Annotated in this window: 22 protein-coding genes; 12 read left to right on the top strand and 10 right to left on the bottom strand. The window is 67.9% G+C overall.

The window, feature by feature from the left end; translation table 11 throughout:
- Positions 1–165 precede the first annotated feature (165 nt).
- Positions 166–2307: an MMPL family transporter gene (locus EFY87_RS16805; protein WP_220093676.1), complete on the top strand. Its 2142-nt coding sequence runs from the start codon at positions 166–168 to the stop codon at positions 2305–2307.
- Here EFY87_RS16805 and EFY87_RS16800 read toward each other — a convergent pair.
- The 6 genes from EFY87_RS16800 to soxR all read right to left on the bottom strand — a co-directional run bounded on the left by EFY87_RS16800 (position 2294) and on the right by soxR (position 8794).
- Positions 2294–3424, bottom strand: coding sequence for an ABC transporter ATP-binding protein (locus EFY87_RS16800; protein WP_123272644.1), 1131 nt, complete (start codon positions 3422–3424; stop codon positions 2294–2296). The genes EFY87_RS16805 and EFY87_RS16800 overlap by 14 nt on opposite strands.
- The gene (locus EFY87_RS16795) at positions 3421–4446 is read right to left on the bottom strand and encodes an ABC transporter ATP-binding protein (protein WP_123272698.1); all 1026 of its coding nucleotides are present in this window, start codon (positions 4444–4446) and stop codon (positions 3421–3423) included. Before EFY87_RS16795 ends, EFY87_RS16800 begins: the two co-directional genes overlap by 4 nt.
- A 5-nt stretch (positions 4447–4451) precedes the next feature.
- On the bottom strand, positions 4452–5414 hold the full coding sequence (locus EFY87_RS16790) for an ABC transporter permease (RefSeq protein WP_123272697.1): 963 nt from the start codon (positions 5412–5414) through the stop codon (positions 4452–4454).
- A 14-nt stretch (positions 5415–5428) separates the two neighbouring features.
- Positions 5429–6439 (bottom strand): ABC transporter permease, encoded by a 1011-nt coding sequence (locus tag EFY87_RS16785; RefSeq protein WP_123272643.1) that lies wholly within the window; start codon positions 6437–6439, stop codon positions 5429–5431.
- An 85-nt stretch (positions 6440–6524) separates the two neighbouring features.
- Positions 6525–8210, bottom strand: coding sequence for an ABC transporter substrate-binding protein (locus EFY87_RS16780; protein WP_123272642.1), 1686 nt, complete (start codon positions 8208–8210; stop codon positions 6525–6527).
- A gap of 110 nt (positions 8211–8320) precedes the next feature.
- Positions 8321–8794 (bottom strand): redox-sensitive transcriptional activator SoxR, encoded by a 474-nt coding sequence (gene soxR / locus EFY87_RS16775; protein ID WP_123272641.1) that lies wholly within the window; start codon positions 8792–8794, stop codon positions 8321–8323.
- Positions 8795–8885: 91 nt separating this feature from the next.
- Here soxR and EFY87_RS16770 point away from each other — a divergent pair, with 91 nt between their 5' ends.
- The 6 genes from EFY87_RS16770 (at position 8886) to EFY87_RS16745 (ending at position 15861) form a co-directional block, all read left to right on the top strand.
- Entirely contained in the window at positions 8886–9590 is a 705-nt protein-coding gene (locus tag EFY87_RS16770; RefSeq protein WP_245988718.1) for an SDR family oxidoreductase, read from the top strand.
- The gene (locus tag EFY87_RS16765; RefSeq protein ID WP_123272639.1) at positions 9587–10642 is read left to right on the top strand and encodes an S-adenosylmethionine:tRNA ribosyltransferase-isomerase; all 1056 of its coding nucleotides are present in this window, start codon (positions 9587–9589) and stop codon (positions 10640–10642) included. Before EFY87_RS16770 ends, EFY87_RS16765 begins: the two co-directional genes overlap by 4 nt.
- A 131-nt stretch (positions 10643–10773) precedes the next feature.
- Positions 10774–12675: a translational GTPase TypA gene (gene typA / locus EFY87_RS16760; protein ID WP_123272638.1), complete on the top strand. Its 1902-nt coding sequence runs from the start codon at positions 10774–10776 to the stop codon at positions 12673–12675.
- 2 nt (positions 12676–12677) lie between these two features.
- A complete protein-coding gene (gene mshB / locus EFY87_RS16755) occupies positions 12678–13544 on the top strand; it encodes an N-acetyl-1-D-myo-inositol-2-amino-2-deoxy-alpha-D-glucopyranoside deacetylase (RefSeq protein WP_123272637.1) in 867 nt (288 codons plus the stop codon).
- The gene (locus EFY87_RS16750) at positions 13541–14116 is read left to right on the top strand and encodes a flavin reductase family protein (RefSeq protein ID WP_342769134.1); all 576 of its coding nucleotides are present in this window, start codon (positions 13541–13543) and stop codon (positions 14114–14116) included. The genes mshB and EFY87_RS16750 overlap by 4 nt, the downstream gene beginning before the upstream one ends.
- 44 nt (positions 14117–14160) lie before the next feature.
- A complete protein-coding gene (locus EFY87_RS16745) occupies positions 14161–15861 on the top strand; it encodes a VanW family protein (protein ID WP_123272636.1) in 1701 nt (566 codons plus the stop codon).
- An 81-nt stretch (positions 15862–15942) separates the two neighbouring features.
- Here EFY87_RS16745 and EFY87_RS16740 read toward each other — a convergent pair whose 3' ends face one another.
- A complete protein-coding gene (locus tag EFY87_RS16740; RefSeq protein ID WP_148043383.1) occupies positions 15943–16899 on the bottom strand; it encodes a hypothetical protein in 957 nt (318 codons plus the stop codon).
- A gap of 121 nt (positions 16900–17020) precedes the next feature.
- Positions 17021–18124, bottom strand: coding sequence for a GNAT family N-acetyltransferase (locus EFY87_RS16735; protein WP_123272634.1), 1104 nt, complete (start codon positions 18122–18124; stop codon positions 17021–17023).
- A gap of 76 nt (positions 18125–18200) precedes the next feature.
- On the opposite strand from EFY87_RS16735, the gene fdxA reads away from it, so the two are divergent.
- The 3 genes from fdxA (at position 18201) to EFY87_RS16720 (ending at position 21047) form a co-directional block, all read left to right on the top strand.
- Positions 18201–18527 (top strand): ferredoxin, encoded by a 327-nt coding sequence (fdxA, locus tag EFY87_RS16730; RefSeq protein ID WP_123272633.1) that lies wholly within the window; start codon positions 18201–18203, stop codon positions 18525–18527.
- A 21-nt stretch (positions 18528–18548) separates the two neighbouring features.
- A complete protein-coding gene (dapC, locus tag EFY87_RS16725; protein ID WP_123272632.1) occupies positions 18549–19655 on the top strand; it encodes a succinyldiaminopimelate transaminase in 1107 nt (368 codons plus the stop codon).
- A gap of 99 nt (positions 19656–19754) precedes the next feature.
- The gene (locus tag EFY87_RS16720) at positions 19755–21047 is read left to right on the top strand and encodes a citrate synthase (RefSeq protein WP_123272631.1); all 1293 of its coding nucleotides are present in this window, start codon (positions 19755–19757) and stop codon (positions 21045–21047) included.
- Positions 21048–21224: 177 nt separating this feature from the next.
- Here EFY87_RS16720 and EFY87_RS16715 read toward each other — a convergent pair whose 3' ends face one another.
- On the bottom strand, positions 21225–22259 hold the full coding sequence (locus tag EFY87_RS16715) for a hypothetical protein (RefSeq protein WP_123272630.1): 1035 nt from the start codon (positions 22257–22259) through the stop codon (positions 21225–21227).
- A gap of 29 nt (positions 22260–22288) precedes the next feature.
- The gene (gene dapD / locus EFY87_RS16710; RefSeq protein ID WP_123272629.1) at positions 22289–23227 is read right to left on the bottom strand and encodes a 2,3,4,5-tetrahydropyridine-2,6-dicarboxylate N-succinyltransferase; all 939 of its coding nucleotides are present in this window, start codon (positions 23225–23227) and stop codon (positions 22289–22291) included.
- Between the two features lie 82 nt (positions 23228–23309).
- Here dapD and dapE point away from each other — a divergent pair, with 82 nt between their 5' ends.
- Both dapE and EFY87_RS16700 read left to right on the top strand, forming a co-directional pair.
- A complete protein-coding gene (gene dapE, locus EFY87_RS16705; protein WP_123272628.1) occupies positions 23310–24374 on the top strand; it encodes a succinyl-diaminopimelate desuccinylase in 1065 nt (354 codons plus the stop codon).
- A gap of 13 nt (positions 24375–24387) precedes the next feature.
- A complete protein-coding gene (locus EFY87_RS16700; RefSeq protein WP_245988717.1) occupies positions 24388–25143 on the top strand; it encodes an LOG family protein in 756 nt (251 codons plus the stop codon).
- Positions 25144–25157 lie beyond the last annotated feature (14 nt).

Here is a 25157-nt window from a genome sequence, read left to right as displayed (position 1 = left end):
GGTGGTGCTAGCCCTACCCGAAGTGTGGTGTTGCCGTCACTGACTTCCGCTTCGCGGGCGACGAGTGTTGAATCCGGCCGGGCAACCGCCCGGGCACACGTTCACCGAGGAGGGAACAGCACCGTGAAAAGGGCTGGTGCCACACTGAGAATCGCCCGATGGAGCGTGCGTCACCCATGGCGCGCCATCGGCACCTGGCTGCTGCTGGTGGTGGCCGCCGTTGCGTGCGGCACAGCAGTGTCCATGCACACCACGACCGACGCGGACTACCGTGTCGGCCAATCCGGCGCCGCGGCACGACAGATCGAAGCCGCCGGGCTCGACGCGCCGGACACCGAGTACATCGTCCTGTCCGCGCAGGCAGGCGGAACGGTCGACGCCGACGTGCGCGCAGCGGCCGGCCGGATTGCGGCGGACGCCCAGCGCGACAGCCAGGTCGCGCGGGTCGCCGCACCGGTGACATCTCCCGACAAGCACCTCGTCATCGTGCCGATCACGATGAAAACCGTTGCCGCCGGTAAGCATCCGGACATCACCGGCATCACGAAGATCGTGGGTGACGCGCAACCTCGCGCCCCGGGTGTGCACATCGTGCAGACAGGTGAGACATCCCTGAACAAGGCCGTCAATAAGCGAGTCGGCAACGACCTTGGGTCCGCCGAGAGCACGAGCATGCCGATCACCATCGTGCTGATGCTGATCGTCTTCGCGGCGCTGGCCGCGGCCGGCATACCGGTCCTGCTCGCCATCGCGAGCGTCTTCGGCGCGATGGGCCTGATGGGGCCGATCTCGTTGCTCCTTCCGATGGAGCCGACAGTGACCAGTGTCATCCTGCTCATCGGGATGGCAGTCGGCGTCGACTACTCGCTCTTCTACCTCAAGCGCGAGCGGCAGGAACGCCAGCGCGGCGCGAGCACCGCGAACGCCGTCGAGATCGCCGCGGCAACCTCCGGTCACTCAATCGTGGTGTCCGGGTTCGCCGTCATCGTCAGCATGGGTGGCCTGTATGCCGTGGGCGACGTCACCTTCAGCTCGATCGCAACCGGATCGATCATCGTCGTTGCGTTCGCCGTGTGCGGTTCACTGACCGTGCTGCCGGCCCTGCTGACGAAGCTCGGGTCGAAGGTCGACCGTCCCCGGATCCCGCTGCTGTGGCGGCTCTCCTCGCGGATGCGGCCCGGCGCGTTCAGCAGCCGGCTGCTCGGTCCCGTGCTGCGGCGCCCGGTCACCGCGCTGCTCGCCGGCGGTGTGTTGCTGCTGGCACTCGCTGTTCCGGCGTTGAGCATGAAACAGCAGACCAGCTCGCTGGATTCGCTGCCGCAGGACATTCCTGCGGTACGCGCCATGCAGCAGGTCGGAGTTGCCTTCCCCGGCGACGGGCCGACAACCACCGTTGTGCTGCACGACCGGTCGGCGGCGCAGGTGGACAAGGACGCGCGAGCTGTGCAGGACAAAGCCGTCGCGACCGGCGACTGGAAGCAAGTGCCCAAGGCGATGCACGCCTCAGCGGACGGTCGCACGGCGGTGCTGACGCTCGGCAGCAAGGCCCCTGAGGGCTCGTTCGCCGCCGGTGCCGCCGTGCGTGAACTGCGCGACACGGTAGTCCCGGCCGCAGTGAGCGACACGGGCACGACGTGGGCCGTCGGAGGTGACGTGGCCAGCAGCTACGACCAGATGCATCACCAGTCCACCGGGTTGCCCAAGGTACTGATCCTCGTCCTCGGGCTGACCCTGCTGATGATGGCGGTGACGTTCCGCAGTGTCGTGATTGCGCTGCTCACCACGGCGCTCAACCTGCTGTCGGTGGGTGCCGCGTTCGGTGTCCTCACATTGGTGTTCCAGCACAACTGGGCGGAGTCGATGCTGCACTTCCACTCCACGGGCGGCATCATCTCCTGGATCCCGATCTTCCTTTTCGTGGTGCTGATGGGACTGTCTATGGACTACCACGTGTTCGTCCTCAGCCGCGTCAAGGAACGGTATGACGCAGGTATGCCGCCGAAACTCGCAGTGCGACAAGGTGTTTCGGAAACAGCCGGTGTCGTCACAAGTGCGGCCGTCGTCATGATCTCGGTCTTCGCGCTCTTCGCGTCGCTGTCGATGGTGGAGATGAAGGAGATCGGCGTCGGGCTGTCCGTGGCGATCGCGCTCGACGCGACCGTCGTGCGTCTCGTGCTGCTGCCGGCAGCACTGTCGGTGCTCGGCAGGTGGGCCTGGTGGCCGTCACGGCGCCAAGGCACGCGGCATGCCGCGCGTCCGGTCGAGCCTTCGGATTACGCACCGCTGGAGCCCGTCAGGGCACGGTGAAAGTCTGTGTCGGCACCACCTCGGCGTCGGCGGCCTCAACATCGGTCGCGGCGCTGGGGTCGATCGCCACTGGATCGACCTCGTGACGCTGGATCTCGCCCGACTGAATCTGCTCGGCGAAGTGACAGGCCACGCGGTGCGACGCCGGGACGCCGTCGATCTCGACAACCCGCAGCTGCGGTCGTTCGGTGTCGCAGCGCTCCTCCTGCCGCCACGGGCAACGGGTGTGGAAGCGGCACCCGCTCGGCGGGTTGGCGGGGGAGGGCAGGTCGCCGGCGAGGATGATCTGCTCGCGCCGGTCCTCGACCAGCGGGTCGGGGATCGGCACGGCTGACATCAGCGCCCTGGTGTATGGGTGCAATGGGGTCGCATAGAGGTCGTCCGAATCTGCTTCTTCCACAAGGGAACCCAGATACATCACGCCGACCCGGTCGCTGATGTGCCGGACCACCGCGAGGTCGTGCGCGATCACCAGGTAGGTCAGTCCGAACTTCTCCTGCACGTCTTCCAGCAGGTTGATCACCTGCGCCTGCACCGACACGTCCAGCGCGCTGACCGGCTCATCCGCGACGATCAGCTGCGGATCGACCGACAGCGCCCGAGCGATGCCGATGCGCTGGCGCTGGCCACCGGAGAACTCGTGTGGATACTTGCGCAACGCGGCTGCCGGGAGCCCGACTGCCGCGAGCAGCTCGCGCAGCCGGGCACCGGCTGCCTTCTTGTCCTTGGCCAGACCGTGCGCCTGCATGCCCTCCAGCAGCAATGACTCCACCGTCTGACGGGGGTCGAGGCTGGACAGCGGGTCCTGGAAGACCATCTGCATGTGCCGCCGCGTGGTGCGCAGCGCCTCGCCCTTGAGCGTCGATACATCGACCCCGCCGAACGTGACACTCCCGGCGGTCGGCTCTTCCAGGCGCAGCAGGGCACGTCCGAAAGTCGATTTGCCGCAACCGGATTCACCGACGAGACCGTAGGTCTCACCCCGGTGGATCTGCAGCGTCATGCCGTCCACGGCGTAGACGTAGCCGACGGTCTTGTCGAAGAACACGCCCCGCTTGATCGGGAAGTGCACCTCGACGCCCTCGACGTCCAGCAGGACCTCGGGCTCGGTGGTCATGCGGGCTCACCACCTTCGGCCGGGTTGGGGTTGTGGCACCGCAAGGTGTGCTCCTCCATGGCCGTCGGATCCTGCTCGAGTGGGGGAGCCTCGCTGCGGCATACCTCGAGCGCACGTGAGCAGCGTGGCGCGAAGGCGCAGCCGGAGGTCCACGGGATGTTGTCCGCGACGGATCCCGGTATGGCGGCCAGCTGCTCGGAGCGAGATCCGTCCAGGCGCGGAATGGAGCCGAGCAACCCTGTCGTGTAGGGATGCCGTGGCCTGGCGAATACCTCGTGCCGAGAGGCAGTTTCAACGATGCGGCCGCCATACAGGACGTTGACCTCGTCACACAGTCCTGCGACCACGCCGAGGTCGTGTGTGATCATGATCAGCGCCGTGCCCGAGTCGACGACGAGTTCCTTGAGGAGATTGAGAATCTGCGCCTGGATGGTCACGTCGAGTGCCGTGGTCGGCTCGTCGGCGATCAGCAGCCGTGGCTTGCAGGCCAGCGCCATGGCGATCAGCGCGCGCTGGCGCATGCCGCCCGAGAGCTGGTGCGGATATTCCTTGAGCCGTCGTGCCGGGTCCGGGATGCCGACCTGGTCGAGCAGATCGCGCGACTCGGCGATGGCTGTGGACTTCTTCATCCCACGGTGGCGTTGCAGCACCTCGGCGACTTGCACTCCGATCGAGACGACCGGGTTGAGCGAGGACAGCGGGTCCTGGAAGATCATCGCGATGTCGCGGCCGCGGTGGTCACGCATCTCGCGGTCGTCCAGGGTGAGCAGGTCGGTCCCGTCATACGTGGCGGAGCCCGCGACCTTGTTGCCTCGCTTGGGCAGCAGGCCCATGATCGCCAGCGAGGTGACCGACTTGCCACAGCCGGATTCGCCGACCAAGCCGACGGTTTGGCCCGGCCGGACGTCGAACGAAACGCCGTCGACGGCGCGGAAAGTCGGCCGGCCCCTGCCGCCGAATTCGACGACGAGGTCGCGCACGGCCAGTAGGGTCTCGGTCTTTGCTGGCGCCGCTGTGGTCATGCCGGTCACCTCCGGTTCCTGGGGTCGAGGGCTTCGCGCAACGACTCACCCATGAGCGTGAAGCCGAACGCGACCACCACGATGCAGCCGGCCGGCCAGAACGCCAGCCGCGGTGCGATGTCGAAGTATTGCTGTGCCTGACCGAGCATCTGGCCCCACTCGGGTGAGGAGTCGTCGGGATTGCCGAGGCCGAGGAAGCTCAGCGCCGCGGCTTCGATGATCGCCGTCGCCAGGACCAGCGTCGCCTGCACCAGCACCGGGCCGAGCGAGTTGGGCAGCATGTGCCGGAAGGTGATCGCCGAGCGCTTCACCCCGAGCGCCCTCGCAGCCAGCACGTGGTCGCTGGAGCGCTGGGTCAGCATGGAGCCGCGCAGCAGCCGGGCGAAGATCGGCACCTGGACGATGGCAATCGCGATGATCAGCGTCCACTGCGACGGCTTGCCGAAGAGCGTCGCCACGGCGAGTGCAAGCACCAGCGACGGCAGCGACAGCATGACGTCCACGACGCGCATGACCACCGTGTCCGCCCAGCCGCCGAGCGAGCCGGCAACGGTGCCGAGCACCAGGCCGCCGCACAGGCCGGCGAGGGTTGCGAGGACCCCCACGATGAGCGTCTGCCGTGAGCCGAGGATCAGCCGGGACAGCAGATCACGGCCCGTCTGGCCGTCTGCGCCGAGCGGGAAGCCCTTCTCGCCGCCTGGCACCGGGTTGTCGGCGCTCACCTCCTTGATGAGGTATGCCGTGTGGCCATTGTGCGGTGCGAGCAGCGGGGCGAAGATCGCCAGCAGGATGAACAGCAGGGTCACCGTCGCGCCGATCAGGAAGACGGGGTCCCGGCGCAGCCGCAGCCAGGCGCTGCCGATCAGGCTCAGCCCGCCGCTGTCGCTGACCCGGCCGGCATCGGGGATGTCGGCAGCCGCGCCGGCGGTCGCGGCGAGCGCGTCGATGCGGTCCTTCTTGCGTTGCATGGGATTCACGGCGCTCACCTCGTCCGGATCCGGGGATCGATGATCGCGTAGGCGATATCGACCAGCAGGTTGACCAGGACATAGCCGAGCGCGGCCATCGTGATGAGCACTTGCAGCACGGAGTAGTCGCGCTGGCTGAACGCCTGCGCGAGCGCATCGCCCAGGCCGGGATAGGCGAAGACGGTCTCGGTGAGCACCGCGCCGGTCAGCAGTCCGCCAACCTGCAGGCCGATCGTCGTGACCACCGGCAGCATCGCGTTGTGCAAGACGTGCCGGCCACGGATGATCCGGGCAGTCAGCCCCTTGGACTCGGCAGTGCGCACGTAGTCCTCGTGGAGCACCTCGAGCACGGACGCCCGGGTGATGCGGAAGATCACCGCGAACGGGATCGAGGCCAGCGCGATCGCCGGCAGGATCAGGTGCTTGATGGCATCCCAGGAGGCGTCATACTCGCGGGTCAGCAGGCCGTCCAGGACGTAGAAGTTCGTGACGCGGGTGGCGTCGAGGTCGGCGCTCTGCCGCCCGCTCGGCGGCAGCCAGCCCAGTTTGATCGCGAAGACGTATTTCAGCACGAACGCGAGGAAGAAGACGGGGACGGCGACACCGATGAGCGACAGCACGACCGAGCCGGTATCGAGCAGGCCACCGTGCCGTTTCGCCGCGAAGTAGCCGAGAGGTATGGCGGTGGCCAGCGCGATGACGATGGCCACGATCGACAGTTCGACGGTTGCGGGAAGGCGCTGGAAGAAGATGTGCAGCGCGTCGGCACCGGTCTGCACCTGCGTGGACGTGCCGAACCGGCCGTGGACCATGTTGTCCAGGAAGTGCCAGTACTGCACGAGTAGTGGCTGGTCCATGCCCAGTTGCTTGCTGAGCGCGGCGCGGGACGCCGGGGTGGCGCGCTCGCCGAGCAGCGAGTCGACCGGCCCGCCGGGCAGCGACCGCAACCAGGCGAACAGCAGCGCCGACACGATGAACATGACGAGGACGGCTTGCAGTAATCGTCGAACGATGAATCTGAGCACGGGTGGTGGCTCCTACCGGGAGGATCGCCGGGTGACTGCGCCGCGACACGACTCGCGGCGCCGGTCACCCGGCGCGGGCGGCGAGTTACTTGTCGACCTTCGCCGTCCAGAGGTGCTCATCGGTCAGCGGGCTCGCAACGACCCCGGTGACCTTCTTGCTGAAGACGATCGCCGGCGGGGAGCTGGAGATCGGCAGACCTGGGAGGTATTGCTCCATGATCTGCTTGTTGAGGTCTTCGTACGCGCTCGCGCGCTTGCCCTCGTCGACGATCGAGTCGTCCGCGCTCAGCGCGTCGGCCAGCTTGCTGCCCCAGTCGTAGGCGCCGACGGACATCTGACCCTTCGGGTCGGCGAAGAAGCTGCCGAGGAAGTTGTCCGGGGTGTTGTAGTCGCCGGTCCAGCCCATGAGGTATGCCGCGGCGTTGCCGTTCTGCGTGCCGGTGACGTAGCCGCCGGCCCACGGCATCGGCTTCGGGGTGACCTGGACGCCGACGGCGGCCCAGTCGGACTTGATCGCGTTGAAGATCTTGTCCGGTGCCGGCATGTAGGGCCGGCTGACCTCGGTCGGGTACCACAGTGTGATCTTGAGGTTCGACTTGCCAGCGGCCGCGAGCAGCGACTTCGCCTTCGCCGGGTCGTAGGTGTAGGGCTGCAGCGACTTGTTGTAGCCGGCGACGGTGCTGGGGATGAACTGGGACGCGACGTTGGCACCACTGGGTAGCAGCGACCGGACCAGCTGGTCGCGGTTGATCGCGTAGTAGAGCGCCTGGCGGACCCGCAGATCCTTCAGGTTCGGGTCGACCTTGGCATTCAGCCCGAGGTAGAGGATGTTGAACGCCGGACGGATCTCGAGGTTGTCGTCCTTCTTCAGCGATGGCCAGTCCACCGGGTTGGGCAGGTCGTAGCCGTCGATCTGGCCGGAGGCGAGCGCCTGCTTGCGGGCCGTCTCGTCGGGGATGATCGAGAAGACGATGCGCTTGACGGTCGGCTTCTCGTCGCCGGCATAGTCGTCGTTGCGCACCAGCGAGACGGTCTTGTTCGTCTGGTCGTATTTCTCGAACTTCATCGGACCGGTGCCGACCGGGTGTGCATTGGCGTATGCGGGATAGACGAAACCTTGTCCCTGCGCCTTGATGCCGTTGGCGTCATACTTGTCCATCGCCGTCGGCGACTGCATGGAGAAGGCCGGCAGGCCGAGCAGGGCCGGGAACTTCGAGGTCGGTCGCGAGATCTTGATCACGACGGTGGAGTCGCCCTTGGCCGTGCAGCCTTGGTAGAGCTCGCCTTTGGCGCCGTTGTAGCCGCCCATGTTGGTCAGCCAGTATTCGGAAGCCGTCTGGCCGGCGGCGTTCTGGCTGTCCATCCGCTTGAAGTTCTTGCACACCGCGTCGGCGTTGAACGGTGTGCCATCGGTGAACTTGACGCCGGTCTTGAGGGTGAAGGTCCACGTCTTGCCGTCCGGGGAGGGCTCCCACTTGGTGGCAAGGGCGGGCGCGACGTCGGCAGTGCCCGGCTTAAAGCCGACCAGGCCCTGGAAGATCTGCCGGCTGATCCGGAAGGTCTCACCGTCGCTGGCGTAGAACGGGTCGAAGGTCGCAGGCGCGCCGGCGGCGCCGAAGTTGAGGGTCGCGTTGGTGTTGCCTTTTGCGGCACTGGCGGCATCGGTGCCGGCGGCCTTGTCGTCGTTGCGCTTGGAGCTCGCGCATGAGCTCAGTGCCAGGGCGGAAGCGGCCAGCAGCGCGACGGTTGCTGTGGTCTTGATTGCGGGCATGGGACTGTGGTCCTTCTTGTGACGGAAAAAGGTGCAGTGAACCTAACCCACATCGGCAGCCCCGGGACCGCTTCCCAGCGGACCGTCACTATTTTGAGATATAAGCCCGCTCAGGCCGGCCGGTGCGGGCGGCGCAGAAGCGCCGGCAGGTATGCCGCCCCCGGCGTGCCGTCCTCGTCGGCCGCGGCATCCTGCGGGTTGGAGATGGCACAGCGTTTCAGGGAGAGGCAGCCGCAGCCGATGCAGGAGTCGAGACCGTCGCGCAGCTTCTCCAGCGCCGCGATCTGCTCGTCGAGCCGTTCCCGCCAGTGCGTGGTGATGCGCTGCCAGTCGGCCTTGGTCGGGGTGCGGCCGGCTGGCAGGCGCCCGAGCTCGACGCGGATCTCCTCCAGGGTCAGGCCGACGTTCGCCGCGGCGCGGATGAACGCCAGACGACGCAGCACGCTGCGCTCGAATTGCCGCTGGCCGCCGCCGTTGCGGTGCGCACGGATCAGCCCCTGTGCCTCGTAGTAGCGCAGCGCCGAAGCCGCGAAGCCGCTGCGTTTGGCGACAACGCCGACCGGCAACAGGTCGTGGGTGTCCATGACGGAGGTTCCTTTCAGATCATGGGTTGACATCAAGTTAACTTTAGCTTGAAGAATGCCAGGTATCTTCCTCAACGACAAGGAGACTCACGTGTCTGACACCAAAGTCGCACTGATCACCGGCGGATCGTCCGGACTCGGTCGCGCGCTCGTCGCCGCGTTGTCCGCAGAGGGCTGGCGAGTGATCACCAACGGACGCCGAGAGGCGCAGCTCATGGTCGCCACCGCCGGGCTCCCTGGGGTCGAGGGGGTGCCCGGTGACGTCACCGACCATGTGCACCGCGAACAGCTGGTGGCCACCGTGCGGGCCCACGGACGACTGGACCTGCTCGTCAACAACGCCAGTACCCTCGGCCCCATCCCGTTGCTGCCGCTCGCGCAGCGGACGGTGGACGACCTGCCGGAGGTGTGGCGCACGAACGTCGGCGCGCCCTTCGCGCTGGCCGTCGAATTCCTGCCCGACCTGCTCGCCAGCAACGGCGTGCTGCTTTCGATCTCGTCCGATGCGGCCGTCGAGCACTACGACGGTTGGGGCTTGTATGGCGCCGCCAAGGCGGCACTGGACCATCTGACCCTGACCATCGCGGCCGAGAACCCCGGCCTGCACGCCTACGTGGTCGACCCGGGGGACCTGCGAACCCCGATGCACCAGGCGGCGTTCCCGGGCGAGGACATCTCGGATCGGCCGGAGCCGGTCAGCGTCATACCCCACCTGCGGACGCTGTGGCGGCGACCTCTGGCATCGGGTCGCTACCGCGCGGCCGACCTTCCGGTGACCGAGGAGGCGGCGGTATGACGACGCTGGCCGTGCAGCCGCGCACCGAGTTCGTCCGGCCTGCGGAACAGACCGCGCCGGCACCGGCCGAGCACAGAGGGTTACCGCGCGACGGGGTGCGAATGCTGGTCGGGACACGCGACGGCATCGAGCACGTGACCTTCGACCGGCTGCCGGATCAGCTGAATGCCGGTGACCTCGTCGTCGTGAACAATTCGGCAACCATGCCGTGGCAGGTCGACGCACGTCTGGACGGCGCCGGAGAAGTGGTGCTGCACGCCGCGACCCCACTGGACGACGGCAGTTGGGTGGTCGAGCTGCGATCCGCCCCGGACGCGTCCCGGGCGATCCTGGACGCACGGGTGGGCGATCACCTCGAGGTGGGCGCGCTCGTGGTGACCTTGCGGGCGGCATACCCCTTCGCATCCTCGCCCACGGGCTACGGAAACCGGCTCTGGCGAGCCGGGGTTGACGCCGATCTGGGCGCGTACCTGGCTCGCGCCGGGCGGCCGATCAGCTACGGGTACCTGGATCACCGCTATCCGCTGAGCGACTACCAGTCGGTCTTCGCGACCGTTCCCGGCAGTGCCGAAATGCCCTCTGCTGGAAGGCCATTCACTCCCGAGGTGGTGACGAGACTGGTTGCCGCGGGGATCGGCCTCGCGCCCGTCACCCTGCACACCGGTGTCTCGTCGCAAGAGGCCGGAGAGGGGCCGCAGGCGGAACGTTTCGAGGTGCCGGACGCGACCGCCCGGCAGGTCAACGCGACGCGTGCAGCCGGCGGCCGCGTCATCGCCGTCGGCACCACCGTCACCCGAGCGCTCGAATCGGCAGTGGCCCGCGACGGAACCGTCGCTGGCACCACCGGATGGACCGAACGAGTCGTCACCCGGGCCGATCCGCCGCGCGTCGTCAACGGGCTGATCACCGGCTGGCATGATCCACAGGCCTCGCATCTGCTGCTCGTCGAAGCGGTCGCGGGGGAGGAGTTGACGCAGGCGGCATACGACGCCGCGGTGTGCGAGGGCTACCAGTGGCACGAGTTCGGCGACAGCGCGTTACTGCTCCCGTGAGACGACTCGGCGGAGCGCGATTCGATGATTCGTGGCACCCCCTGAGACAATGGGACGGATCCCCATCACGTAGAAAGGACGAAGTCTGCCGCCCGGCCCCTGGCCGCGAGCTACGCAGCTTTGACAACTCCATGGCCATGAAGTCCCGCAGCGACGTCCGCAACGTCGCCATCGTCGCCCACGTCGACCACGGCAAGACCACCCTCGTCGACAAGATGCTCTGGCAGACGGGTGCTTTCAGCGAACGTCAGACCGTCGAGACCACCGGCGAACGCGTCATGGACTCCGGCGATCTCGAGCGCGAGAAGGGCATCACCATTCTCGCCAAGAACACGGCGATCTCGTATGACGGCCCGTCCGCCGACGGTCACCCGATCACCATCAACATCATCGACACCCCGGGTCACGCCGACTTCGGTGGCGAGGTGGAGCGCGGCTTGTCGATGGTCGACGGTGTCGTGCTGCTGGTCGACGCCAGCGAAGGCCCGCTGCCACAGACCCGTTTCGTGCTGCGCAAGGCGCTCGCGGCGCGCATGCCGGTGATCCTGTGCATCAACAAGGTCGACCGGCCCGACTCCCGCATCGAGGCCGTCGAGGAGGAGACCTACGAACTCTTCATGGACCTGCTGGAGGACGCCGATGCCGACGCGGACCAGCTCGACTTCCCGGTCGTCTACGCATCGGCCAAGGCCGGCATCGCCTCCACCCTCCGGCCGGCGGACGGCGAACTGCCCGAAGGCAGCGACCTGGAGCCGCTGTTCAAGACCATCCTGGAGACCATCCCCGCACCGCAGTATGACGACGAGGCCCCGCTGCAGGCGCACGTCACCAACCTCGACTCCAGCAACTTCCTCGGCCGGCTGGCTTTGCTGCGCGTGCGCAACGGGCAGATCAAGAAGGGCCAGCAGGTCGTCTGGTGCCGTCACGACGGCACCCAGCAGACGGTGAAGATCACCGAGCTGCTGATGACTCAGGGCCTGGAGCGCCAGCCCGCCGAGTCCGCCGGTCCCGGCGACATCATCGCGGTCGCCGGCATCCCGGAGATCACCATCGGCGAGACGCTCGCCGACCTGGACAACCCGATCCCGTTGCCGCTCATCACTGTTGACGAGCCGGCCATCTCGATGACGATCGGCACCAACACCTCACCGATGGCTGGCAAGGTCCGCGGCTCGAAGGTCACCGCCCGCCTGGTCAAGGACCGTCTCGACCGCGAGCTCGTCGGCAACGTGTCGCTGCGAGTGCTGCCTACCGAACGCCCGGACGCGTGGGAGGTGCAGGGCCGTGGCGAGCTGGCCCTGGCGATCCTGGTCGAGCAGATGCGCCGCGAGGGCTACGAGCTGACCGTCGGCAAGCCGCAGGTGGTGACCAAAGAGGTCGACGGCAAGCTGCAGGAGCCGGTCGAACACCTGACGATCGACACGCCGGAGGAATACCTCGGCACGATCACCCAGATCATGGCGGCCCGCAAGGCGCGCATGGAGCAAATGACCAACCACGGAACCGGTTGGGTCCGCATGGAATTCGTCGTTCCGTCGCGCGGGCTGATCGGCTTCCGCACCGAGTTCCTCACCGAGACGCGCGGCACCGGCATCGCCAACCACGTCTTCTCCGGGTACGAGCCCTGGCACGGCACCATCACGACCCGGCTGTCCGGCTCGCTGGTGGCCGACCGTTCGGGGGCCGTCACGTCATACGCCATGGTCAACCTGCAGGAGCGCGGCGTGCTCTTCGTCGAGCCGACCACCGAGGTCTACGAGGGCATGATCGTCGGCGAGAACTCCCGCGCCGACGACATGGACGTCAACATCACCAAGGAGAAGAAGCTCACCAATGTGCGCGCGTCCAGTGCGGACAACTTCGAGAAGATCTTCCCGCCGCGCAAGCTGTCGCTGGAGCAGAGCCTGGAGTTCTGTCGCGAGGACGAATGCGTCGAGGTGACACCGGAAACCGTCCGCATCCGCAAGGTCGTGCTGAACGCCGGCGAGCGTGCCCGCACCGCCGCGCGCGCCCGGAGTGCCGCGAAACAGTAGTCATGCGTTTGGTTTTCGTGCACGCGCACCCCGACGACGAGTCGTTGTGGACCGGCCTCGCGATCGCGCACCACGCGGCTCGCGGCGACGAGGTGCAGGTGCTGACGTGCACGCTCGGCGAGGAGGGCGAGGTGATCCCCGCCGAGTTGCGGCACCTCGAGCTGCCGCCCGGCATGCCGCGTCCGGTCGACGCGCCGGACCCGCTCGCCGACCTGCGCCGTGACGAATTGCACTCTGCGGTCAAGGAACTCGGCGCACGGTCGGTGACCGTGCTGGCCGACGGCCGCTACCGCGACTCCGGGATGGCGGGCACGCCGTCCGCGCAGCACCCGCGCGCTTTCACCGGCGCGCAGACCGCGCGGGTAAGTCACGACATTGCGGCATACCTGCGGGAGATGCGGCCACAGATCGTGGTGACGTATGACGCGCATGGTGGTTACGGTCACCCCGACCACATCCGCACTCACGAGGCGACGCGCGCCGCCGTCGCGAGCCTGGCGGAGCCACCCGCCTTCTACACGGTGGTGACGCCGCGCAGCTGGGCGGTCGAGGACCGGACCTGGCTCGCGGAGCACACAACCGCTCCAGGGGTGGTCGTACCGTCGCCGGACGAGGCGTTCCTGCCCAGTGTCGTCGAGGACGACGTCGTCACGCATGTGGTGATCGACGCCGACGCGCTGGAGCAGCAGACCGCCGCGCTGCGCCGGCATCGCACCCAGGTGAACGTGTTCGACGGTTACTACACGCTCTCCAACGCCGTCGCGACCCGGCTGGCCGCGCGCGAGGCGTTCGTGCGGCTCGACCCGCTGAGCGGCGCGGCGCTGCCTGGCGTCTCGACCGGCTTGCGGCATACGGGGCTGGTGGCATGAGCGACTACGAGGAGAACCGTCTATATCGGACCGGGATCCCCGCGAAGTATTCGGGGGAGCGGAGCGGAGGAGAAACTTCGTGGGGTTCGGTCGACCCGGACGAGTACCGGCAGGTGATGGGGCGGTTCGTGACCGGGGTCTCGGTCATCTCGACCCGGGCCGGCGACCTTGATCACGCCATGACCGCCAACGCCCTGATGTCGGTGTCGCTGGATCCCGTGCTGATGGCCGTCAGCATCGAGCGCGAGGCCCGCTTCCACGACGCGGTGATGGAGGCGGGGAAGTGGGGCGTGAGCCTGCTGCCGGAGTCGGAGCGGCGGGTGGCCGCCTGGCTGGCCACCCGGGGGCGGCCGTTGCACGGACAACTGGACCGGGTGGACTTCCACCGCGGGCCGGAGACGGGGGTGGCGCTGCTGGACAACGCGATGGCGACCCTCGAATGTCACACCTTCGACACAGTTCGGGCAGGTGACCACACACTGCTGATCGGACACGTACTCTCGGTCTCGATCGCCGCACGACCGGGCGATGCACTCATCTATTACCGGGGTGCCTTCGGAGTGCAGCATTGACTACCGGCACATCGGGTGGGGACCGCGAGAGCAGTGGTGTGGACATGGAGACCGAACCTTCGGGGCGCAGCCGGCGCACGGCGTGGTGGATCGGCGGTGGAGTGACCGCTGTCGTCATACTCGCCGGCGCGTATGTCGGCCTCGCTGTGTCGCAGTCCGACAAGATCCAGCGCGGAACCACGGTCGCCGGACGGCACATCGGCGGGATGAGCCGCGCCGACGCTCGTGCCGAGATCGCCGCGGCCGCTGCGCAGCAGGAGAATGCGCCCATCCAGCTGCTGCTCGATGGTCACCGGGAGACGCTGGTGCCGGCGAAGTCCGGTCTGTCGATGAACACCTCTGGCGTGCTGGACGGACTGACCGGCTTCTCCCTGAACCCGTCGACCGTCTGGCACCGGCTGACCGGCGACGGGCCGGACCGCGCGCTCACCGTGAAGGTCGATCAGGCGGCGCTGCAGCGTGCGGTCCAGGCCGCCTCGAACGGTCTGCAAGGCGCTCCCCGGAACGGCACGGTGAAGTTCGTCGCCGGCAAGGTGGTGACCACCGAGTCCGCTCCCGGGAAGGGTGTCGACGCGGCCGCCGTCAGCAAGCAGATCGCCGCAGGGTGGCCGCGGACCACCGAGTTCAGCGCGAAACTCGCAGAGCAGCCCGCGGCCGTGACACAGACCGAGATCGACCGCTACGTCAAGGAATTCGCCACACCGGCGATGTCGGATCCCATCGTGGTGAAGGTGGCGGGCAAGCAGACCACGCTGCAGGTCACCGACATCTGCGAGGTGTTGAGCACGGCGGTTGACGGCACGAAGCTGACCCCGAAAGTCGATCAGCCGGCGCTGACGAAACTGCTCGACGAGAAGGCCGGGGCGCTGACCACCCCTGCGGTCGACGCGAAGCTGAGTTATGCCGGCGGGAAACGCACCGTCATACCAGGTCAGAACGGCACCGCACCCGACACCGACGGTGCCGGCAAGCTGCTGATCGCGGCGCTGACCGCACCCGACCGGACGATGTCGCTGCAGACCAAGGCCGTTCAGCCGGCGGTCACCGCAGCCGACCTGAAGAAGACCGCGGTCAGCGACCAGCTGATCTCCGAGTTCGTCTCGGTCTTCCCGACCGGCGCCGAGAATGCCGCGCGGACGAAGAACATCGGCGTGGGCCTGAGCAAACTCAACGGCATCGTCGTCCTACCCGGCCAGACATTCTCGCTGCTCGACACGCTGCGGCCGTTCACTGCGGCGCAGGGATATGTCAATGCGCCCGTTCTGGTGGACGGGAAGGACGAGCCCGGCATGGGCGGCGGCATCTCGCAGGTGTCGACGACCCTCTACAACGCGACGTTCTTCGCCGGTGTCAAGGAGGTCGAGCACACGGCGCACGCCGTCTGGATCTCGCGCTACCCGATGGGCCGCGAGGCGACGATGTGGGACCCGAGCATCGACAACAAGTGGACCAACGACACCGGTCACCCGATCCGCATCTGGGCCGGCATCGAGGGCAACGCCTCCGTCATCCGGCTGTATGGCGTGAAGACCTTCACCGTCACCTCGACCACCAGCCCCATCTTCGACGTCGTGACGCCCGGTCCGGCCAAGCACTTGACCGGCGCCAGCTGCATCCCGCAACCTCCGGAGAACGGTTTCAGCGTCACCGTCACGCGGGTCGTGAAGAACCTCTCCGGGAAGGTGGTCAAGAACGAGAGCCTGACCACGCGCTACCAGCCGGCCGTGCGCATCACCTGCAACTGATGGGGGAACACTGACGGTCCGTGGGACGACTGACGGTGGCAGGCGACCGTCGATCGTCCCGTAGGCCGTCAGAGTCGCTGCCTAGTTTTCGATGTCGCGCCCCCAGCGATGGGTAGACGATCGTTCGAGACCTCCGGCCAGGAGTGTGGCGGTGAGCCCTGCGCCGCCGAAGGCATCCGACCACACCCACCGGGCGAACCCCCAACCGGCACGGCGGGCGCGATCTTCCCTGCGCTTCTCGCGTATGACGACCTCCTCGCTCGCCATGTTTCCGGCGTCTCCGGTCGCCCGGTACTTCCGAAGACCATCAAACTCACCGATGAGGCCGGGCCAGCCGAAGTCGCCCCGACCGAACTCTCCGCGCTCGTCGAGGAGCGGGACCTGCAGGTCGGGTTCCGGAAATCCGTTCTCATACATTCGTGCCCGGCTGAGTGACTCGCCGGGGGACTCGGAGCGTGGGTCCACCAACCGCGCGGCGAGGATTGCGATGGCACGACCATGCCCGCGACAGGGAACCGCGAGGGCTGCGTTGGTGATGTCCGCGACGCCGCACATCGAAAGGCGAACTGCCCAGTCGCCTGCCGCAAGAGCACAGGCGAGCGACATGGTGCGGGCCAGATCGACGACAGTCCGCGCGGGCGGAGTCACCGGGATGCCGTCGATGAGCATCGGCCCGGGCAGATCCATGGCCCGGTGCCGCTGGACCAAGGTGCTGGATCCAGCAGCCCTGGCGTCGAGCAGCACCTGTACTCGCTGCGGGATCTTTCCGATGATGGGCAAGCGCAGCATGATTCCAGCGGACACGCCATACAGCATCGGGAGCGGAGAGCGCATGCGAGCCGTTGTCGCGTAGATGAGTGCCCGATGTCGTTCGGCCGCGGACAGTTGCACCCAGCGGTCGGTCGACAGGTATTCACCTGCGCGCACCCTCGCAAGCACGGGCGACTTTCCGGCGGCCAGCCGCGACGGCTTGATGCCTCGCCGCAGGAATGCCGCCGTCGAGACGATTTCTCTCGGGTCCAGTGGTTCGTTGAGCATCGCCATACTGTGGCAAGGATTGCGCGACTCCCGCAGTCGTTATCCACAGGCGGCTCGACGACGCTGACGGCGGCCGGGACGACTGACGGTGGCATGCCGCCGTCAGTCGTCCCACAGACCGTCAGCGTGCGGCGGTCGCGTAGTGGTACGCGTGGTGCACGCGCCACCCGAGCGACTCGTAGAGCCCGACGGCCGCGAGGTTGTCCGCCGCAACCTGTAGGTATTGCAACGGGATCCGGCGCTGTGCGGCGACCTCGGTGGCGCTTGCCAGCAGCGCCCGCGCGACCCCGGTCCGGCGGGAGGCAGGGTCGGTGTGCACGTCGAAGACGCCGCTCCAGCCGTCGGTGAACGCCAGGCGCAGATGCCCAACCGGCTGGTCGCCGGCGTATGCCGTGAGGTATGCCGCCTCCGGGATAAGTTCCAGCACGCTAGCGAGCGTGTCTCGGTGTTCGAGTGAACGGGGCGATGCGCTGGACCACCAGTCGTCCGAAGGGGATTCGGACACTGCGACGTTGTCCCGAGTGACGGCGGATTCCCCGAGTGACGGCGAGATTGCACCGTCATTCGGCGAGGAAGCCGTCATTCGCGGAAGGGGGGAGTGTGCGGGCCCGGAGGGTGCGGTCGCGGAGGTGGGCCGCGTCATGACGAGAGTCCGGGTCAGGAAGCGCCAATTATGCTGTGCCAGAAAGGATCCCAGCTCGGACTGCTGTGGATTTGCATCAGCGGGATGAGGCAGCTGGACGAGTGCGGGCTGATTGCGCTCGCCATACCAGGCGGTCACCTGCTCGATCGCCGCCAGCAGGGGGATGCCCGGATCACCCACGGGCAGAGCGGAATTCGCGCGCCCGGTATATCCCTCGGCGGATCGCAACAGCCACTCACCCACACGCGCCGAGTCGAGTGGCGGCATACCGGCCGTCATCAGCACCTGCAGGTCGTCGATCCCGATGTCCTCGCCACCCGGCGCTCGGCGTGGCCGGCGTACGGGCGGCGGTGGCACCCGCCTGGCCAACGCGATGCGGTCGAGCCGGACGGTGGCAACGCCGCCGCGAGTGTCGACGACGACCGACTCGTCGTCGACCGCCCGCACCTGGCCGAGCACATCGGTGAAGTGGGGACCGCCCTCGGGCACGTCGGAATCCGGCAGCCGCCACCGGATCGCCACCCGCGCTCCCACCTCGAGGACCGCGGTGAGGTGAGACTGGCTGACCGGCTCAGGAGGCACGGCGGCATACTAGTTGCGATAACTACCTGCCGGTCGCCCGTGCTCGGCCGCGCACCCACTGGAGGAACATTTCGAGATGACTTACGTCATTGCACAGCCGTGCGTCGATCTGAAGGACCGAGCCTGCGTCGAGGAGTGCCCGGTCGACTGCATCTACGAAGGCAAGCGCAGCCTCTATATCCAGCCCGACGAATGCGTCGACTGCGGCGCGTGCGAGCCGGTCTGCCCGGTCGAGGCGATCTACTACGAGGACGACGTCCCGGAGCAGTGGGCCGACTACTACAAGGCCAACGTCGAGTTCTTCGACGAGATCGGCAGCCCGGGCGGTGCTGCCAAGCTCGGTGTCCTCGACATGGACCACCCGCTGATCGCGGCGCTGCCCCCGCAGGAAACCGCGGAGTGACGGCGAGCGGTCGCAACCACCATGCCCGTCGCTGACCTGCCGGACTTCCCCTGGGACACCCTTGCCGCGGCGAAGGCGACCGCAACCGCGCATCCTGGCGGCATCATCGACCTGTCCGTCGGGACACCGGTCGACCCGACGCCGCGCATCCTGCAGGACGCGCTCGCTGCGGCATCCGATGCCCCCGGATATCCGCAGGTGTGGGGCACGCCCGACCTGCGCGAAGCGATCGCCGGCTGGTTCGCCCGTCGCCGCAACGCCACCGGCGTCGACCCGGACGGAGTGCTGCCGGTCGTCGGCAGCAAGGAGTTCGTCGCCTGGCTGCCGACCCTGCTCGGGCTCGGCCCCGGTGACACCGTCGGCTTCCCGGAGCTCGCCTATCCGACGTATGACGTGGGCGCGCGCCTCGCAGGCGCCCGCCCGGTGCCTGCCGCGAGCCTCGTGCAGTTCGGACCGAAGGCGCCAAAACTGTTGTGGGTCAACAGTCCCGGCAACCCGCACGGGCAGGTGCTGCCGGTCGACCATCTGGCCAAGGTCGTCTCGTGGGCGCGGGCGCGTGGGGTGATCGTTGCCAGCGACGAGTGCTACGCCGAGCTGGACTGGCGTCGTGACGCCGACGGTGTGACGACACCCAGCATCCTGGACGACCGGGTCTGCGGCGGGAGCCATGAGGGGCTGCTGGCGGTCTATTCGCTGTCGAAGCAGAGCAACCTGGCCGGCTATCGCGCGGCGTTCGTTGCGGGCGACACCGCGCTGATCCAGCGCCTGGTGCAGGTCCGCAAGCACGCGGGCATGATCGTCCCGTGGCCGGTGCAGCGAGTGGTGCTGGCCGCGGTGCAGGACGACGCGCATGTCGCCATCCAGAAGAAGATCTACGCAGCGCGGCGGGATGAGCTGAAAAGCGCTCTGATTGCTGCGAATTGGCAGATCGACCACTCCGACGCGGGCCTCTACCTGTGGGCGACACAGGGCAATCCGTGCCGGGAGAGCGTCGATGAGCTGGCTGCTCTCGGCATACTCGCCGCTCCCGGCGACTTCTACGGAGCGGCCGGTGCGCGCCACGTGCGGATCGCGCTCACCGCGACGGACGAGCGAATTTTTGCTGCTGCGAAGAGATTCAAATCTTGACGCGGGGGCCCTCCCCGGCAGGAAAACCTGCTGAGGTACCGTCGATTTCGCTGACTTCCCCGGCAATGACGCCGGTTCACGTAAGAGGACGGAAAGCACATGACTGACCAGGCACCTGCCACGTTCACGGCAGGGGACAAGACCCTCGAGTTCGGGATCGTCCCGGCGGCGGAGGGCAACAACGGCTACGACATCTCGTCGCTGCTGAAGGAGACCGGCAACGTCACCCTCGACGTCGGCTTCGTGAACACCGCTTCCTGCAAGTCGTCGATCACCTACATCGACGGTGACGCAGGCATCCTGCGTTACCGCGGGTACCCGATCGACCAGCTGGCCGAGAAGTCGACCTTCCTGGAGGTCTCCTACCTGCTCATCTACGGCGAGTTGCCCAGCACCAGCGAACTGGCGGACTTCACCGAGCGCATCCGGCGCCACACGATGCTGCACGAGGACCTCAAAGACCTGCTGCAGGCGTTCCCGCGTGACGCGCACCCGATGTCGGTGCTGTCCGCGGCAGTGTCCGCACTCGGCACCTTCTACCAGGACTCGCTGTCCATCACCGACCGCGACCAGGTCGAACTGTCCACCATCCGGCTGATGGCGAAGCTGCCGACCATCGCGGCATACGCGCACAAGAAGAGCCAGGGCCAGCCGACCCTCTACCCGGACAACCAGCTCGGACTGGTCGAGAACTTCCTGCGGATGACGTTCGGCTTCCCGGCCGAGGACTACCAGGTCGACCCGGTCGTCGCGCGTGCGCTCGACCAGCTGTTCATCCTGCACGCCGACCACGAGCAGAACTGTTCGACCTCGACCGTGCGCCTCGTCGGCTCCGGCCAGGCGAACCTGTTCGGCTCGATCTCGGCCGGCATCCACGCGCTGTCCGGCCCGCTGCACGGCGGCGCCAACTCGGCGGTGCTCTCGATGCTCGCCGACATCCACCGCAGTGGCGACGACGTCGACACCTTCGTGAAGAAGGTGAAGAACAAGGAAGACGGCGTCAAGCTGATGGGCTTCGGCCACCGAGTCTACAAGAACTACGACCCGCGCGCCGCCATCGTGAAGAAGTCGGCCGACGCCGTCCTCAAGGCGATGGGCGTCGACGACCCTCTGCTGGACATCGCGATGCGCCTGGAGCAGGTCGCCCTCACCGACGACTACTTCATCGAGCGCAAGCTCTACCCGAACGTCGACTTCTACACCGGCCTGATCTACAAGGCCATGGGCTTCCCGACCGACATGTTCACCGTGCTCTTCGCGATCGGCCGCCTGCCGGGCTGGATCGCCCAGTGGCGCGAAATGATCGAGGACCCGGCCACCAAGATCGGCCGTCCGCGGCAGATCTACGTCGGCGCCACCGAGCGCGACTACGTGGCGGCCGACGCCCGCTGAGTCTGCGCACCCGAAGGGGCGGTTCGCGAACTTTCGCGGGCCGCCCCTTCGGCGGTGGTGGCGGTATCGGAGCGGGTATGGCGTCCCGGAGGCGCGACGGTCGGGGGTTGGGGACCGTAACCGCGCCGATTCTGTCCCGAAGGCTCGACGGTCGAGGGTTAGGGACCCGAGACTGCGCTACTTGCCTGTCTCCACGTCGACGCGCATCAGGGTGGGGCTGCCGGTGGGCTGCTTGGCCGGGTGCCACTTCCATCCGTCGCGCCCGCGGTGCCGCTCCCAGGTGCGGTTGCCGACGGTCACGGCGGTGATGTTGTCGTCGTTGGCGTGGGCGATGGCCCAGGCGGCGACGGCCTGGGCGCCGTCGACCGACTGCCCGCGGTAGGTGACGGTGCCGGTGCCGGCCTGGGCAGTCAGCCCGCTCTCGTCGGACAGCTGCTGCACGATCTGCGTGGGCGACCCGTTCGCCTTCGCGGGATCCAGCCGGCACGCGATGCCTTCGTGCGCGGTGCCGGTCATCACCGCGGCGATGACTTCGCCCTGGGTCTGGTGCTCGGCATACGCGTCAGGGAAGCCGCTGCGCTGCACCGCTTGCGCTGCCGCGCCGATCGACATCGACTGCCACCCGTCGACCTTCAGCAGGGCGTTGTAGAACGAGCTGCTCGCATAGACCGGATCGAGGATCTGTGCCGTCGTGCCCCACCCCTGGCTCGCGCGCTGCTGGAAGAGGCCGAGCGAGTCGAGGTCGCCATACTGCAGGTTGCGCAGCTTCGATTCCTGGATGGCGGTGGTGGCTGCCACCACCGCGGCACGGGCCGGCACGCCCTTCTTGTCCACGCCGACCATGACGATCGTCGACGCAGACCGGGCCTGGTCCGGAGCCCACTGGTAGTCGTAGCCGTTCGCGACGAACTTGCACGACGGCGAACCCCAGTTGTCCAGGACATGCTGATAGGCAAGGTAACCGGCCCCGCCGACACCGGCGAGCAGCACGAGCGGGATCAGGCAGCCCAGCGTCCGGCGAACAGCGCCGCGCGAGCGGTGCTCCTGATCGAAGAGTTCGTCTCCGAACGCCCACTCGCGGTCGTCCTCGGGGTCGTGGCCGGCGAAGTCACCTCGACCATTCTCGGCGAAGGTGCCGTGAGCGTCCTCGCCATACAGCCGATGGATCTCACGGTCGCTGTGGTGGGTGTCGCGGTTGCGGCGGAAAGGCATCAGGGGGGCGGGTCTCGGTAGATGGCGGGTCAGTTGGCGTGCAGCGCGTCGTTGAGGGTGATGCCGTGGCCGGCACGCGGCCGGCACTCGACCACGCCACTGGTCGAGTTGCGGATGAACAGCAGGCCGTCCTGCCCGGACAGCTCCCGGGCCTTCACGACCGTGCCGTCCGGCAGCGTGAGCTTGGTGCCGGCCGTTACGTAGAGCCCTGCCTCCACCACGCAGTCGTCCCCGAGCGCGATGCCGATGCCTGCCTCGGCACCGATCAGGCAACGCTTGCCGATGGATACGCGTTCTGTCCCGCCGCCGGACAGGGTGCCCATGATCGAGGCTCCGCCACCGATGTCCGAGCCGTCGCCGACCACGACGCCCTGCACGATCCGCCCCTCCACCATCGAGGTGCCCAGCGTGCCGGCGTTGAAGTTGCAGAACCCCTCGTGCATCACGGTGGTGCCCTCGGCCAGGTGCGCCCCCAGCCGCACCCGGTCGGCGTCGGCGATGCGTACGCCGGAGGGCACCACGTAGTCCGTCATCCGCGGGAACTTGTCGATGCCGTAGACCTGCACCGGGCCGTCCTGCCGCAGCCGCAGCCGCACCCGCTCGAACCCGTCGACAGCGCACGGGCCGGCGCTGGTCCACACCACATTGCGGAGTACGCCGAACACGCCGTCCAGATTGAGCGTGTTCGGCTGCACCAGGCGGTGACTCAGCAAGTGCAACCGCAGGTAGGCATCGGCGACGTCCGCGGGGGGCGCGTCCAGGTCGATCGCGACCTGCGCGACCCGGGTACGCACTTGGCGGGCCGGGTAGTCCCGCGACAGCGAAGCGAGCTCGGCCGGCTCGGCATACGGGTCCGCAGCGGGAGCGGCGCCGAGCTGCGGTGCCGGGAACCAGGTGTCGAGCACCTCGCCGCCGTAGGTCTCGGTCACCAGGCCATAGCCCCACGCTGCGCGCGGCGAATCACTCATGCGCGACAGGGTATGCGAGGTGGCCGTGCGGCCGGTGGACGTGGCGGGTGAGACGCGCCACGGATGCGCGAGACTAGCCGGTATGACGCGACTGGACCTGACCAAGGACGTCCTCGACCTGACCGCAGACCTGTGCGACATCGAGTCGGTGAGCCGGAACGAGCGCGAGCTCGCGGACGCCGTCGAGGAAGCCCTGCGCGCCCTGCCGCACCTGCGGGTGGACCGCGACGGCAACACCGTCGTGGCGCGCACCGAGCTGGGCCGAGCCGAGCGGGTGGTACTGGCCGGGCATCTCGACACGGTGCCGCTCACCGACCCGCCCAACCTGCCGACGCGCCGCATCGACGGACAACTCGTCGGGCGGGGCACCACCGACATGAAGGGCGGTGTGACCGTCCAGCTCGCACTCGCCGCGACCGTCACCGAGCCGGCCCGCGACCTCACCTTCGTGTTCTACGACTGTGAGGAGATCGAAGAGGAGTTCAACGGGCTGCGCCGGATCGTGGCGGACCACCCCGACTGGGTCACCGCCGACTTCGCCGTGCTGCTCGAACCCACGAACGGCGGCATCGAGGGCGGCTGCAAAGGCACCCTGCGCGCCGACATCGTCACCAAGGGCATCCGCGCACACTCGGCCCGGCCGTGGAACGGGCACAACGCGATCCACGACGCGGGTCCGGTGCTCGACACGCTGGCGGCATACCAGCCGGAGACGGTGACCGTCGACGGCCTCGACTACCACGAGGCGCTCGGCGCCGTCGGCATCAGCGGCGGCATCGCGGGCAACGTCATACCCGACCGGTGCGTGGTGACCGTCAACTACCGGTTCGCGCCGGACAAGCCCGGCCAGGAGGCGTTCGCGCACGTCCGCGCGCTCTTCAGCGGGTATGACGTGACGCTCGGCGACTGCGCGGACGGCGCCCGGCCGGGGCTGGACACCCCAGCCGCCCAGTCGTTCGTGGCCGCGCTCGGGCTGCCGGTGACCGCGAAGGAGGGCTGGACCGACGTCGCGCGGTTTGCCGCGCTCGGCATACCCGCGGTCAATTTCGGCCCGGGCGACCCGAATCTTGCGCACACCGACGACGAGCGCTGCCCCGAGCAGCAGATCACCGACGCCTACGCCGCGTTGCGCCGGTGGCTGGCGTGAGAGATTGGGCCTCGTGACCAAGGAAACCGACGCCTATCAGAAGGGCGCGACCACTCTGCGCGGCCGACACGTCCCGTCCACGACCACCGATCAGCGCCTGCTGGACCGCTCCCAGGACACCGACTGGCTGCACACCGACCCCTGGCGCGTCATGCGCATCCAGGCGGAGTTCGTCGAGGGCTTCGGCACGCTGGCCGAACTCGGCCGGGCAGTCAGCGTCTTCGGCTCGGCCCGGCTGAAGCCCGGCAGCGAGTTCTACGACAAGGGCGTCGAACTCGGCCGCCTGCTCGCCGAAGCCGGTTTCGCGGTGATCACCGGCGGCGGCCCCGGCGCGATGGAGGCGGCGAACAAGGGCGCCTACGAGGCCGGCGGCACCAGCGTCGGCCTGGGCATCGAGCTGCCCTTCGAGTCCGGTCTGAACGCGTATGTCGACCTGGGCGTCAACTTCCGCTACTTCTTCGCCCGCAAGACGATGTTCGTGAAATACGCGCAGGGGTATGTCGTGCTGCCCGGCGGGTTCGGCACGCTGGACGAACTGTTCGAGGCGGTGACCCTCGCGCAGACCCAGAAGGTCACCAGCTTCCCGATCGTGCTGCTGGGCACGAAGTTCTGGGCGCCGATGATGTCGTTCATCCACGACACGCTGTATGCCGAGGGCATGGTCGGCGAGAGTGACCTGCACCGGCTGCGGGTCGTCGACGAGCCGGCTGAGGCGGTGCGCATCATCACTTCGGACGGGGAGACCTTCGCCGCCACCCGGCCCGAGTAGGTCCGCGCGTTAGT

Origin of the sequence: Flexivirga caeni, from assembly GCF_003724155.1 — a bacterium.
Classification (GTDB): Bacteria; Actinomycetota; Actinomycetes; order Actinomycetales; family Dermatophilaceae; genus Flexivirga; species Flexivirga caeni.
This window is presented reverse-complemented; position numbering and strand designations above follow the sequence as displayed.

Excerpts from the sequence above, each read along its gene's own strand:
- EFY87_RS16800 (WP_123272644.1), bottom strand. The coding sequence starts at position 3,424 with ATGACCACCGAGCCCGAGGTCCTGCTGGACGTCGAGGGCGTCGAGGTG.
- EFY87_RS16795 (WP_123272698.1), bottom strand. The coding sequence starts at position 4,446 with ATGACCACAGCGGCGCCAGCAAAGACCGAGACCCTACTGGCCGTGCGC.
- EFY87_RS16790 (WP_123272697.1), bottom strand. The coding sequence starts at position 5,414 with ATGCAACGCAAGAAGGACCGCATCGACGCGCTCGCCGCGACCGCCGGC.
- EFY87_RS16780 (WP_123272642.1), bottom strand. The coding sequence starts at position 8,210 with ATGCCCGCAATCAAGACCACAGCAACCGTCGCGCTGCTGGCCGCTTCC.
- soxR (WP_123272641.1), bottom strand. The coding sequence starts at position 8,794 with ATGGACACCCACGACCTGTTGCCGGTCGGCGTTGTCGCCAAACGCAGC.
- EFY87_RS16765 (WP_123272639.1), top strand. The coding sequence starts at position 9,587 with ATGACGACGCTGGCCGTGCAGCCGCGCACCGAGTTCGTCCGGCCTGCG.
- typA (WP_123272638.1), top strand. The coding sequence starts at position 10,774 with ATGGCCATGAAGTCCCGCAGCGACGTCCGCAACGTCGCCATCGTCGCC.
- mshB (WP_123272637.1), top strand. The coding sequence starts at position 12,678 with ATGCGTTTGGTTTTCGTGCACGCGCACCCCGACGACGAGTCGTTGTGG.
- EFY87_RS16750 (WP_342769134.1), top strand. The coding sequence starts at position 13,541 with ATGAGCGACTACGAGGAGAACCGTCTATATCGGACCGGGATCCCCGCG.
- EFY87_RS16745 (WP_123272636.1), top strand. The coding sequence starts at position 14,161 with ATGGAGACCGAACCTTCGGGGCGCAGCCGGCGCACGGCGTGGTGGATC.
- EFY87_RS16740 (WP_148043383.1), bottom strand. The coding sequence starts at position 16,899 with ATGCTCAACGAACCACTGGACCCGAGAGAAATCGTCTCGACGGCGGCA.
- fdxA (WP_123272633.1), top strand. The coding sequence starts at position 18,201 with ATGACTTACGTCATTGCACAGCCGTGCGTCGATCTGAAGGACCGAGCC.
- dapC (WP_123272632.1), top strand. The coding sequence starts at position 18,549 with ATGCCCGTCGCTGACCTGCCGGACTTCCCCTGGGACACCCTTGCCGCG.
- EFY87_RS16720 (WP_123272631.1), top strand. The coding sequence starts at position 19,755 with ATGACTGACCAGGCACCTGCCACGTTCACGGCAGGGGACAAGACCCTC.
- EFY87_RS16715 (WP_123272630.1), bottom strand. The coding sequence starts at position 22,259 with ATGCCTTTCCGCCGCAACCGCGACACCCACCACAGCGACCGTGAGATC.
- dapD (WP_123272629.1), bottom strand. The coding sequence starts at position 23,227 with ATGAGTGATTCGCCGCGCGCAGCGTGGGGCTATGGCCTGGTGACCGAG.
- dapE (WP_123272628.1), top strand. The coding sequence starts at position 23,310 with ATGACGCGACTGGACCTGACCAAGGACGTCCTCGACCTGACCGCAGAC.